This is a genomic window from Streptomyces sp. NPDC006283, from assembly GCF_040613325.1.
In the GTDB taxonomy this organism is placed as follows: Bacteria; Actinomycetota; Actinomycetes; order Streptomycetales; family Streptomycetaceae; genus Streptomyces.
Window position 1 is genome coordinate 1 of the sequence record NZ_JBEXRZ010000209.1, and the last position, 13,077, is coordinate 13,077.

General features: G+C 69.9%; 7 protein-coding genes and 1 pseudogene. 5 read left to right on the forward strand and 3 right to left on the reverse strand.

What is annotated here, in order from left to right; genetic code table 11:
* Nucleotides 1–565, forward strand: a 565-nt coding sequence (locus ABZ070_RS29785; protein WP_356638450.1) for an ion channel, incomplete at its 5' end; no start/stop codon positions are given.
* Nucleotides 566–671: 106 nt separating this feature from the next.
* Here the strand turns inward: ABZ070_RS29785 and ABZ070_RS29790 are convergent.
* The 3 genes from ABZ070_RS29790 to ABZ070_RS29800 form a co-directional block, all read right to left on the reverse strand.
* Nucleotides 672–4,400 carry a S8 family serine peptidase gene (locus tag ABZ070_RS29790; RefSeq protein WP_356638451.1) on the reverse strand — a complete coding sequence of 1,243 codons (3,729 nt, stop codon included), beginning with the start codon at nt 4,398–4,400 and terminating at the stop codon, nt 672–674.
* 140 nt (nt 4,401–4,540) lie between these two features.
* A complete protein-coding gene (locus tag ABZ070_RS29795; RefSeq protein ID WP_356638452.1) occupies nt 4,541–6,760 on the reverse strand; it encodes a SpoIIE family protein phosphatase in 2,220 nt (739 codons plus the stop codon).
* A 609-nt stretch (nt 6,761–7,369) separates the two neighbouring features.
* The gene (locus ABZ070_RS29800) at nt 7,370–8,332 is read right to left on the reverse strand and encodes a helix-turn-helix domain-containing protein (protein WP_356638453.1); all 963 of its coding nucleotides are present in this window, start codon (nt 8,330–8,332) and stop codon (nt 7,370–7,372) included.
* Between the two features lie 344 nt (nt 8,333–8,676).
* On the opposite strand from ABZ070_RS29800, the gene ABZ070_RS29805 reads away from it, so the two are divergent.
* The 4 genes and pseudogenes from ABZ070_RS29805 to ABZ070_RS29820 form a co-directional block, all read left to right on the forward strand.
* Complete coding sequence (locus ABZ070_RS29805) at nt 8,677–9,876, forward strand: S8 family peptidase (RefSeq protein ID WP_356638454.1); 1,200 nt, start codon at nt 8,677–8,679, stop codon at nt 9,874–9,876.
* A 469-nt stretch (nt 9,877–10,345) separates the two neighbouring features.
* Entirely contained in the window at nt 10,346–11,896 is a 1,551-nt protein-coding gene (locus tag ABZ070_RS29810) for an ABC transporter substrate-binding protein (protein WP_356638455.1), read from the forward strand.
* Between the two features lie 123 nt (nt 11,897–12,019).
* Entirely contained in the window at nt 12,020–12,508 is a 489-nt protein-coding gene (locus tag ABZ070_RS29815) for a GNAT family N-acetyltransferase (RefSeq protein ID WP_356638456.1), read from the forward strand.
* 363 nt (nt 12,509–12,871) lie between these two features.
* Nucleotides 12,872–13,077, forward strand: a pseudogene (locus tag ABZ070_RS29820) (hypothetical protein); the annotation flags it as partial.

Sequence of the window (13,077 nt, forward strand, 5' to 3'; positions counted from 1 at the left end):
GGCCCCTGCGGCCCTGGCCCGCGTCCCCGTCGGTGCGGTGGTGCGCCCGCTCGTCACGGTGACCGGGCTGACGGTCGCGTACTACCTGCTGCCCATGGACGCCACGGGGGACAGCGGGAGCGTCGCCGCCCTGGTCCTTGGAATGGTCGGGGTGGCTGTGCTCTTCGGCTGGCACATGCGGGCCATCACGCTTTCCCCGTACCCTCGCCTGCGGGCAGCCGAGGCCATTGCGAGCACCCTCTCGCTCTTCCTCCTGCTCCTCTCCACCGCCTATTACCTCCTGGAGCATTCGAACCCGGGCAGCTTCTCGGAATCCCTCAACCGGACGGACGCGCTCTACTTCACGCTGACGACCTTCACCACGGTCGGCTTCGGGGACATCACCGCCGTGTCCGGACCCGCGCGGGTGATGACGATGCTTCAGATGCTGGGCAATCTCGTTCTGGTCGGCGTGGCGGGGCGGATGGTGGTGCACGCTGTGCAGCGCGGTGTCAGCCGGCGGGACTCCGCCGCCGCGCCGCCCGGGTCCCGCCGGGACGCAGAGGGTCAGGGTCAGGCCCCCTAGGTTTCAACACTCTCGAACGCTTCCGCGGGATCCCCTGGTGCCCGGCGTGACACGAGAGCGGCCCCCGCCGCAGGGCGGGGGCCGCTCGATGCCGTACCGGGCGGGGCTACTTCAGCGCGAAGGCCCGGATGATCTCCTGTTCGACGCTGAGGCCGTCGGGGCCCTTGGCGGACGCACGCAGCGAGACGAACGAACCCGGGCGGTCCGGGGTGGTGAACCTCGCCGTCCAGCGGCCGTCCGCCGTCTTCGACACCGGCACCCCCCGCCAGGTCTGGCCGTCGTCGTACGACACGGACAGGGTGGCCGTGTTGCCCTTGAACTGCTCACCGTCGAACCAGTGCTGGGTCTCGGCGCCCAGCCCCATCGTGAGCTTCCGGCCCGCCTCGGCGTTGCCCCGCAGGTCCGTGGGCACGTCGAAGGAGAGGTTGAGCAGCTTGAGGCCGTACTGCTGGTAGTCGCCCTCCGCGTTCGGGTGGTGCGTGAACCCGTACTCGGTGCGGACCTTCGTCGAGGTCCGCCACACCGCGGCGTCACGGGACGACACCGCCACCACCCGGTAGGGCTTGGTCTCCCGGGGCAGGCTGACGGAGAACGCGCGGCCCTTCGACTGCTTGACCAGCGTGTCGCCGTCGTACAGGGAGATGGTGCCCGCGTCGTACTCGGCGTTGGGCATCGCGCCGGAGTGCCCGCGGCCCGAGTCCGACCACATGGGGATGTTGACCTGGACGCCGTTGTACTGGGTGTGCGTGCTGATGTATCCGTAGCCGAAGCGTGGGTGCTGCACCGGGGCGAACCACTCGGCGGTGTAGGTGCGGTCGGCCCGGTAGCGATCGGTGTCGCCGCGCTGTTCCAGGTCGGCGAAGTAGTCGAAGCCGGCCTTGTGGTTCTCGTACCAGAAACTGTTCCCTTCCTGCGGTGTGACGTACTCGGTGCGCACGGCCGGGAAGGCCTCGTACTCCGCGAGGCCCACGCCGCGGCCGCGGCCGATCTCGCGGACGGGGACGTAGTAGCGGAAGCCGCTGCCCACGGTGTCCTTGTGGCCGTAGTACTTGCTGGTGACCTTGGCCAGGTCGTCGTCGTCCGGGCGGTAGTCCAGGGCGCGGTCCGGGATCGCGTCGCGGTACACCCGCGCCAGGTCGTACAGGTAGTCCGGGAAGCGCTGCTGGTCCACCCGCAGGATGCCGCGGCCCGACTTCGCCTCGGCGATCAGCCGGGCGCCGTCCCCGGCGCGGGCGGACGCCACGGTGATCTCCTGGCTTCCGTAGCCCTCGTACAGGCGGCCGCGGCCGTCGTTGACGCTGATCAGCATGGCCGCACCGGCCGCGGCGGCGTTCTTGCCGCGGGTCTCGGCGTCGACCTCGTCACTGCGCTCGACGACGACGGCCTTGCCGCGGGCGTCGATCCCGGCGTAGTCGGCCGCGGCGCCCTTGCCCGCGTAGACGGTGGCGAGCTTGCTACGGCCGTCCTTGTACGCGGTGCCGTACTGGCCGGTCAGCTGGACGTCGCGCCCGCTTCCCGTCTCGGCGTCGAGGAACTCCTCGCGCAGCCGCCAGCGCGTCATGACGCTGAACTCGCCCTTGCTGACCTTCTTGGTGGGGCTCAGATAGACCGTGTCGTAGCGCGGCAGCAGGACGAACTGGCTGTCGAAGCCGACACCGCCGGAGCCGGTGCCGTCCTCGTACATCCGGTGGAAGTCGAGGATCGTCTGCGAGACCTCGGCCTCCTTCGGGGCCCGCACGTCGGCCGCACGCGCCTTGCTCGCGTCCAGCGTCACCGTGGTCGGCCCGGTCACCACCGTCTCCGGGGCGGTCAGCATGGCCACGCCCAGCGAGTCGGGGCGCTCCCCCTCGACATCCAGATAGGACCAGGCGGTGTACGTGCCCGGGGGCAGCCGCAAAGTCGTCTTACCCTGCACGGCGACGCCCATGGGTGTGTGGTTGCCTTCGAAGGTGAGAGCAACGATCCCGTCGGCGGGCTTGCCGTCCCGCCCCTTCAACTCCAGCGTGAAGTCGTAGAGTTCACGCTCCTTGTACAGAGCGAAGCCGGTGTGGGCCGCGACGGTGTCGCCGTTGCGGGCGATGACCTGGCCGGAGAAGGAGGTGTTGGACGGGACGTTGGCCGGGTCGAGGGTCAGTGTGACGTCGGTGGAGCCGTTCGCGGGGACGGTGACGGTCGAGGCCGACAGGGTGTACGCCGGGGCGTCGGTGTCGAGCGACAGGTCCAGCGTGACATCGGCGGAGCCCGTGTTGCGGTAGGTAAGGGTGCGCTCGGTCTTCGCGGCGCCCTCGTAGGGCCACTTGTAGACCGCGGCCGGCACCGATCCGGTGGCCTCGATCGTGGTGTCGACGGCCTTGATGACGTCCAGTCGGCCGGTGCCCATCGAGTACGGGGTGTAGGCGTCCAGCTTCTTCGAGGTGGACATCAGCGCGTTCTTGATGCGCCCACCGTCCCAGTCGGGGTGGCGCTGCTTGAGGATGGCCGCGGCGCCCGCGACGTGCGGGGTGGCCATCGAGGTGCCGTTCATCGACCGGTACATGCCGCCCGTCCACCCCGGCACCGCCTGTGAGGCGGCGGCGCTGATCGCCACGCCGGGCGCGGAGATGTCCGGCTTCAGGGCATAGGAGTTGACCAGCGGGCCCTGGCTGGAGAACGAGGCGCGCTTGTCGCTCTTGTCGACCGCGGCGACGGTCAACGCCGAGGCGGCCGAGGCGGGCGAGCTGACGCTGCCGGGGCTGGAGGAGTTGCCGGCCGCGATCACGAAGAGCGGGCCGCCGTTCGCCGACAGGGCGTTCACGGCCTGTGCCTCGGGCGAGTTGCCGTCGTCGCCGCCCTGCGAGCCGAGGCTCATGGACACGATGTCGGCGCCCTGGGCCTTCGCCCATTCCATACCCTCGACGATGCCGGACTCGCTGCCGTAGCCGCTGTCCGCGAGCACCTTGCCCACCAGCAGGCCGGCGCCCGGTGCCACACCCTTGTTCGCGCCGTCCGAGGCGGCGCCGGAGCCGACGACGGTGGAGGCGACGTGGGTGCCGTGGCCGTGGCCGTCGGTGACTTCCTCGCCGGGGATGAAGCTCTTCGTTGCGACGATGCGGTCCTTGACGTCCGGGTGTGCCGGGTCAATGCCGCTGTCCAGTACGGCGACCTTGGTGCCCGTACCGTCGAAGCCCTTCGCCCAGGCCTGCGGGGCGCCGACCTGCGGCACGGACTCGCTGAGGGCGGCCTTCACCCGGCCGTCCAGCCACAGCTTCCCGATCCCGCCGTCGAGCGTCCGGGCGTTCGTCGCGGCGGTCGTGACGGCGTTCCAGAAGGCGCGCGCCCGGTCCTTGTCGGCTTTGAGCGCGGTCGCGCCGATCGACTCGAGAGTACGGACCTTGGCAGCACCCATCGGGGCGGCCGGAGGCTGCGCGGAGCGGGACTTGGGAGCGGCAGCGATCACCGGGATGCCGTCCGCGTGCTTGTCGTCCAGCTTCATCTCGGCGAGGTCGGTGACGTTGAACAGCCTGCGGTCGACCCGGTCGGCGGCCAGCAGCGGCATCACCTCGGCCGGGAGTACGTAGGTGTCCTCGCCGTAGCGCTGGATGTGCACGCCACCGGTCGCTCCGTCGGGGCGGTCGACGGTCACCACGTCGTTGTCACCCGGGAGTTCCTGGTAGTGCACGACGTCGCCGGTGATCAGCGTGATGTCGTAGGAGTCGGTACCGTCCTGCCGTGGGGCCTGTGCCGGGCCCGTCGTGCCGGCGTTCGCCGCGCTCTGGGACAGCAGCAGCCCGCCGCCGAGCGCGAGCGCGGTGGCGGTCGCGGCCAGCGCGGACAGCCGTCTGGATATGAAGGTCATGCCCGAGAGCTTTATGGAGCGTCAATCTCCGCGCACCGGCCCGTGCACGGCGGGTAGCCGCCGTGGCGGCTACCCGCCGCCCATGGGACAACGGCCTGGTCCGGCGACGAGGGCGACGTCCACCCGGCTCGTACCCGCCTTCACCGCGCCGGCCGGCCAACGGCTTGTGCGGTCAGTTCGGCCCAGACCGTCTTGCCGTCCTCTCTGTAGTGGACCCCCCAACTCTCTGCGAGGATCGCGCAGATGTGCAGTCCACGGCCGCCTTCGTCGACCGCCTTGGCGTGGCGCAGGTAAGGGGCGGCGAGCGTGGCGTCGTCGACTTCGCAGATCAGTGTCTTCTCCCCGCGGATCATGCGAAGGGTGATCGGGGAAGCGCCGTAGCGGATGGCGTTGGTGACCAGTTCGCTGACGACGAGCTCGGCGGCGAACGGATCGACCGCGAGACCCCACTCCCGCAGACGGGCCCGCGCCTGCCGCCTGGCCGGTCCGACCGACCGGAACTCGCCCGTCACATTCCACTGGGCAAGCTCGTCGGGGCCCAGGTGCCGGGTACGCGCGACGAGCAGGACACGGTCCGGGGCCAGAAGGCGATGGACGTCGTCTGCCATCTGCTGCGGTCCGTGATCCGGGTGCGCGAGGGCGGCGACCAGGCGGTGGGGCGGGGGGCCCTCCTCGCGTGTGGCCGCAGGAGAGGCGAGGCAGATCGTGCTCCCCTCGGGCAGCACGAGACTGGCGCTGGCGAACGGGGGGCCTGCCTCTCCGAGGAGAGGTCCCTCGCTCACGGGGGTGGTGTCCACGGTGCCGTCCGGGCGGACGATCGCGAGCAGCGACCGGCCGGCCCGGGCGATGTCGAGCCGTCCGCCGACGGGATCGTGGACGGCGAACGTGCAGTGCGCGGTGGGTTCATCGACACCCTGCGCGCTTCCCTGCTCGCGGGCGAGCCGCAGGACCGTGGAGTGCAGCCGGGCCAGGAGCTCGTGCGGATCGAGGTCCAGGGTGACCAGGCTGTGGACCGCTGTCCGTAGCCGGCTCATCGTGGCGACCGCGCTCAGGCCCGGGTCCTCGACCTGCCCGACCACCAGGGCCACGCGGGCACCGGAGAGCGGCAGCGTGTCGAACCAGGACCCGGCGCCGCTGCCGCCCGCGCGGTGCCGCTGCGCGATCTCGACGGCCCGCCGTGTCTGCCGCTCCTGCCGGACGGGCCAGCTCTGCAGAGCGGTCATGACGATGTGCTCGCGGGTGAAGCGCAGCGCGTTCTCCAGGCTGCTCGCGGTGCGTGTCGTGATGCCCTCCACCAGGTCCACGTCACCGGCGGTGAACGGCTCGCCTCCGGTCCGGCGCTCGAAGGCGACCACTCCGAAGATCTGGTCCCGCGCCGACAGCGGCGCCACCAGCCGCCGCCCATCGGCTGTGCTGTCCCCACCCGGACGATCCCCCGTCCGCGCGGGCAGGATTACGGGGGATGCGGGCAGCCCCGGCCCGAACAGCCCGGGCAGCAGCACCGAACCCGTCGGTGGTGCCGGGCAGTCGGCATGGGTACTGCCCGCCGCGGTGCAGCGCAGCAGCAACGCGCCGTCGTCGGGCGTCAGTTCCGGCGCCTTGCCCTGCAGGACGTCGTCCTTGAGCGCCACCACGGCACTGTCCGCGAAGTCCGGCACCATGACGTCGACCAGCTCGCCGGCCGTGCGCTCCACATCCAGACTGCGGCCGATCCGCTCCTGGGCCTCGTGCAGGAGGCGCAGGCGGGTCTGCGCGCGTTCCCGCTCGGTCACATCCACTGTTGTCGCCACCAGCCCCAGGGTGCGGCCCGCCTCGTTGCGCAGGCGGTGGACCGACATCGAAACAACGTGCTCACGTTCCGGGTCCGCGAGTGGCCGGCTCCGCAGCAGTACGTCACCGGCCGGCCGTCCCGTGGCGAGCACCTCCCGGAGCATGTCCTCGTCGATACGCACCCCCATCGGCGCGTATGCCGTCGCCGCCGGGAGACCGATGATGCTCTCCTGGGGGACCCCGCGCACGCCGATGGCCACCGGGTTCACCCGCACCACCCGTAGCTGTGGGTCCAGGACGTGCAGGCCGATGTCCGCCTGGGTGAACACGGCGTCGAGGATCGCCTCACCCAGCCCTGGCAGGCTGTCCTCCTGGTCCTGCCACACCCCCCAGGTTCGTTCCGGGGATCCGCCTGTCAGCGGCGCGACACGCCATGAACGCCACGAGGGCGTGGAGCTGACGAGCTCGAACACACTGCGCCCCAGGACGTCTTCCTCCGGGCGCACGAAGAGGTGCTGAGCTCTCTCGCTGCACCCCACGACCTGGCCGTGAGCATCCAGGGTGAGGAGGGGGGCGTCGTGCGCTGACATCGCCACCTGCCTGAGTCGGTGTCGGGTGCATGAGTCAGGTCGTACGCGTATGTCGGCGGGCCGTCCTTGACGCAGAGTGCGTGGCCGCCGAAGTGGCCGCCGTGGGCGAAGTGCATCCCTGAGGTGCCGGGGCCGGGCAGGTCGACGAGGGCGCCGGTCGTGGGCCGGTGGACACCGAGTCGCGGACATCCAGGGTGATCCCACCCCGGAACGTTTCAGACATAGCCGATTCCCTCGTGAGCAGACGCGTCCTCCTGCCCCCTCACACCTGTGCGGCGTCGGGCGGCTGCCAGCAGTCTCTGCGACAGAGACGGCTGCTGCCCGCGCCGGCGTACGAACGGGTGACCCGTCCGCGCCCGGCCTCGTGTCCCGTTCGGCACCGACGACGACGGTGTCCGCCGTGGCCCCACGTCAGGCGCTGCGGTAGCGCCGCCGACCACCTCGCGGTTCTCGACTGAGCACCTCGACGCGGGCCGGCACCGGGATGCCGACGCTCCGCCGGGGCGGCTGCGCCGTCCGCCCGCGCGGTCGGCATCGCACCACAGTGGGCCGGGCATCGATCCCGGCAGGGGGCGGTCGGCCATCGACACCGTCCGCCTGCCGGAACGGTCAGAGCCATCCTCTGCGGGCCGCCTGGACACCCGCCTGGAAGCGTGTTTCCACACCGAGTTCGGCCATCAGCTCGGTGAGTCTGCGCCCCACTGTCCGCTCGGTCACGCCGAGGGACCGGGCGATGGTGCGGTCCTTCATGCCGGACGCCATCAGTGACAGCAGCTCGCGGTCCCTGACGGACGGGCCGCCGTCCTGTGCCGCGGCCGCGTCGAGGGGTGTGGCACGCGCCCACAGGCCCTCGAAGCAGCAGACGAGGGCGTCGACGAGGGCCGACTCGTGCACCAGGAGCCGGACGCTCGGGTCCTGCTCGGCGTAGGACACGGGCAGCAGCGCGGTGGTCCGGTCGACGACGAACATCTTCAGGGTGACGTCCGGCAGGAGCCTGGCCTGTTCGCCGGCCTCGGTGCAGCGGCGCATGGCCGCCATGTGCTCGGGCGACGCCAGCGCCTCGCGGGCGTAGACGAACCGGTAGGCGACACCGTCCGCGAGCCGGCTCAGTTCGAGGTCGTTCGGGTTGCTCTGGCCGCCGATGTACGGCGGTGCGTCGACCGCGATGATCTCCTCGCGCGCCTCGAGCTGGAGCCGGGACACCGCGGCCAGTACGGCGTCCTCGCCCTCCAGCAGCTCGACGACCGGCTTCCCCTCGCGTGCGGGCCGAGCGCGCAGCCGGTCGGCCAGTTCCTCGACGTGTATCTGCATCTGGGCGAGGTCGCCGCGTCGGCGGCTGATCAGCGCGGGGAGGGCCTCGTCGGGTGCGACGAGGGCGTACAGCGCGGGAGTGAAGCCGAGTTGCTGGACGAGCCCGTGGTCGAGGAGGCCGCGGACAGCGGGTCGCAGTTCGGCCGGGGAGCAGCCGACGCTCTCCGCGAGCTCTTCCGCCGTGGCCCGGTTCAGGTCGAGGAGGGCGAGGTAGGCGTCGTTCTCGAGCCGGCCCAGACCGACGGGCTCCAGCAGGAACACGTGTACCTCCCACGCCGACGGTGGGGCGTCTGCGTGGGGGACTGTAGGTCGCACCCCGATGAACGTCAAGTTCCCCTCAACCACGCACAGGAGACCACCGGTTCGCGAGACATGCGGTGTCTGCTGCGTTTCATCCCACCCGTCCCTGCTGAACAGGACATTGTCCGGAACCGGAAACGCACAACGATTTACAGGGAGTTGAGGGCGGCCCAATTCTTGTCCCGAGCCCGCCGCGGCTGTTCAACCCCCCACCCCTCACGCCGCGGCGGAGCTCCCCTGCCGTCAACCCCCCACGGGACAGGCCATCCGGCCACAGGGACGGCATGCCTGGACAAGGAGCATCGATGCACCGGAGAACCGCATCACCGCCTGCACGGAAGATACTCGGGACGGCGCTCGCCGCCGGTCTGACCGCCACCGCGCTGGCTGTCGTGCCGAGCACGGCGACCGCCGCCGAGGGAAGCATCCTGGGAGCCGGCGCGCGCAACACCGTCAAGGACAGCTACATCGTCGTCCTCAAGGACGACACGACGGCGAAGGGTGTCCGGCAGCTGAAGGCCGCCCTCACCAAGCGCTACGGCGGCAAGGTCGGGCACACCTACACCTCCGCGCTCAAGGGCTTCTCGGTCAGGATGACCGAGAAGCAGGCCAAGCGGCTCGCCGCCGACCCGGCGGTCGCCTACGTCGAGCAGGACACCAAGGGCTCCCTGCAGGCGGTCTCCTCCTGGGGTCTGGACCGTGTCGACCAGGGGAGCCTGCCGCTCAACGGCGCCTATACGGCGCCCAACACCGGCGCGGGCGTCACCGCGTATGTCATCGACACGGGCATCCGCACCTCGCACACCGACTTCGGCGGACGCGCGTCCTGGGGCACGAACACCGTCGACAGCAACAACACTGACTGTCATGGGCATGGCACCCACGTCGCCGGCACGGTCGGCGGCACGTCCTACGGTGTCGCCAAGGGCGTCAAGCTGGTCGGCGTCAAGGTCGTCAACTGCGCCGGTGGCACCACCGCGACCGCGATCGCGGCCGGTATCGACTGGGTCACGCGCAATGCCGTCAAGCCCGCCGTCGCCAACATGAGCTTGAAGTATCCCAGTCTGGCCGTCGCGACGGCCGTGAAGAACTCCGTCGCCTCCGGCATCGTCAACGTCGCCGCGGCCGCCAACGACTACGGCGCCGACGCCTGCAACGTCACGCCCGCCAGGGTGCCGGAGGCGATCACCGTCGGTTCTACCACCCGTACCGACACCAGGTCGGACTTCTCCAACATCGGGCCCTGCATCGACATCTGGGCGCCTGGCACCGCCATCGTCTCGGCCGGCATCGCGAGCAACACCGCCTCCGCGACGATGAACGGCACGTCGATGGCCGCGCCGCACGTGGCGGGCGCCGCCGCGCTCTACCTCTCGGCCAACCGGACGGCCACTCCCGCCCAGGTGCAGTCCGCCCTCAAGGACAACGCCACCAAGGGCAGGCTGACCGGCATCGGGTCCGGTTCGCCCAACAACCTTCTCTACACCGGCTTCATCGGCCAGTGATGGCGGCCTGACCCCTGCGACAGCCTGTCCGGCCGGTATCCCCGTTTTCTGCCCCCGGCCGGACAGGCCATGGGCCCGATCACCACCTTCCCCCCACGCCGAACGAGGTTCCCGTGCAAGCGAAGTTCACCCGATGGCTCGCCGCGGCCGCGACTGCTGCGGCCGTCGCGGCCGGCACTTCCCCCGCCGGCTGACACAACACACCAACGGCACCGGTGCCGCCGCCGTCCCCCGACGCGGGCGCCGCGGTTCACCAGCGGCGTCCCCCTCAGCGGCGGCACCGGAACCGTCCGCCGGGCACAGCCGGGCGCATCCGGGTGTCCGTGCCGGGCCGCCTCCGGAGCGGACCGGCTGCGCTCGCCCGGTGCAGGACCCCCCCCAAAGCTGCCGGCCCGGCAGGCGTTCCGCGGTCGTGATCGCCGAAGCGGCCGCTCGTCGCCGTGCCCCTGACACGAGGAGACCGATAGTCATGAAGCCGAACCGCCTGGGCATCGCAGCGGGGGGCGTCGCGCTACTTCTGATCGGGGGCTGCCAACTGGTGACGGTCCAGGACGCGCGACGCGAGCCGATCGTCATCGGAACGGCCAGCGGCCTCACCGGCTTCGATCCCGCCGGGGCGTACGACAGCGGGTCCTTGGCCGTGTACAACAACGTCTACCAGAGCCTGCTCACCTTCGACGCGGGGTCGCCCGTCCCCAGACCTGACGCGGCCAAAGAATGCGGCTTCACCGACTCCGCGCTCAGGACCTATCAGTGCGAACTCCGCGACGACATCGTGTTCTCCAACGGGAATCCGGTATCCGCCACAGCGGTGAAGCACTCCTTCGAACGCATCCTGCGCATACGTCACCCCCTGGGGCCCGGTCCGCTGTTTGCAAATCTGCATTCGGTCGGGGCCCGCGATTCTCTCGTGACCTTTCACCTCAACACAGCGGATGCCACCTGGCCTTACAAGATCGCCACGGCCTCGGGTTCGATCGTCGATCCGGCCGAGTTTCCCTTCGACAAGCTACGCGAGGACGGGAACCCGGTCGGATCCGGTCCGTATGCGGTGTCCTCGTACCGGAAGGGAAAGGAAGTCGGCCTCGAACCGAGCCCCACATACAAGGGGGCCGTGACGAGGAAAGGCTCACCAGTACACATCCGCTACTACCCGACCGCGCAAGACGTCGAGACGGCCTGGACAGCCAAAGCCATCGACGTCGCTTACATGGGACTGCCGTCCGCAGCCCTCGCACAGATCGACCCCGGCGACGCGGACGTGCGCCTCTCCATCGGGGAGAGCGCGTACGTGCGCTACCTCGCGATGAACCTGCGCTCCCCACGAAGTCCCTTGACGGACGTGGCAGCCCGCCGAGCAGTCGCCGCCCTCGTCGACCGCGGACGACTGACCAGCGAGGTGTTCACACACACGGTGACGCCGCTGTACTCCCTCGTCCCCCAAGGCGTCACCGGTCACGACACCGCATTCTTCGACGAATACCCTGAAATGGATTCCCGGTACGCGGCGCAGCGCCTTCGTTCCGCCGGCATCACCACTCCGGTGCCCATCACACTGGGCCACCAGAACGGCCCCGCCGCCATGGAGGCAAAGGAGCTGAAGCAGCAACTGGAGAAGAACCGCCTGTTCCAGGTCGAGCTTGTCGAGGAAGCCGACTGGAGTACCTATCAAAAGCGGTGCGAACGTGGCGAGTTCGACGCCTTCACCACAGCATGGGCACCCGACTTCTCCGACCCGGACAACTTCGTGCAGCCGTTGGTGGGGACAGGCAACACCCTTCACAACGGATACACCTCGGCCGAGGTCGACAAGGCGATCCAGGACACACAGCGACACACCGATCGAGGCGAAACCGTCCCGCAGTTCCAGTCGATTCAGCGTACCGTCGCTCGGGATGTCCCACTGGTCCCTCTGTGGCAGAAGAAGAACCATGTGGTAACCCGCGCCACTGTCACAGGCGGCCACCATCTGGCCGAGGGCAACGGCATCTGGCGCCTGTGGGAGCTGAGATGGCTCTGAGCCCGACGGCCGAGGTCCGGCCCGCACCTTCTCGGTGCGGGCCCCGAAGAGCTGCCTGCGACCAACGTGCGTGGGTGCGGCTGGCAGACTGAGGTGGTTGATCCCTTGTTGCCTGGAGTTGGTATGCCGCCACCGCTGGCCCCTGTCGTCCGCCCTGCTGTCGGGGAGGATCTCGGGGCGCTTCAAGAACTCGCCCGCCGCACGATCCGCGCGCGCTACCGTTCTTTCCTGGGGGACGAGAGCGTCGATCGGTTCATCAGCAGCGGGGCCTCGGATGATCACATCGCATCGCACTTCCGCCAGGGGCACGTCCACTGCATGGAGGCGGGCGGGGACACGGTCGGCCTGATGATCCTCGACGGGCCGACCATCGACCTGATGTTGATCGACGTCGATCGCCAGCGCCAGGGCCTGGGAAGAGTTCTCCTCTCCCAGGCCGAGGAGATGCTCTTCGCCGAGTACGAGAACATCCGCCTGGAGAGCTTCGCCGACAACCACGTGGCCAACGCGTTCTATGAGGCGTGCGGTTGGTCGACGGCAGGCCCGCTGGAAGCTGAGGGACCTGCCAAGATCGAATTCGTGCAACGCCGTGGAGCGGCACCGGCCGATTGACGACCCGGCCAGGTCAGCGCCCACTTTGAGGTGGTCCGGTCTGGACCACCCGGCCCGCCCTCACGTCCAGCCGTCAGCGCGGCGGTGTCGGTACCCCGCCGGCGGGGCCCGCGGGCCCCTCGCTGCGGCGCTGAGGCCTCCTGCGCGGGTACGAGGTCATGACGTGCCGTGTCCGACCGCCCACGACGCGGCACTCCTCGGTGGCCTGCCTGATGCTGGGAGGTGCGCGGCGTAGGTTGCTGTGTGGAGGCAGGGACCGGGCGTCGGTACTGGTGGTCATGCTCAGGATCGGAAGGGAGCTGATGCGAGGACCGGCGACGGTTGGTTGATGCAGCGGCTTGTGCGACAGCATCGGGAGAATCCATGGCACGTGACCGAGCGAAGCCTCCGAACATTGCTGACCTGCATCACTTCGTGGACGACCAGCTCGACCAGATCTCCGCGCAGCTCACGGGGCTGGCCCGGACACGGGACCGGTTGCAGGCCCTGCTGGACGCGGTCATGGCAGTCAGCCGGGAGTTGGAGCTGCCGGTGGTGCTGGACCGCATCGTCAGGGCGGCCATGGATCT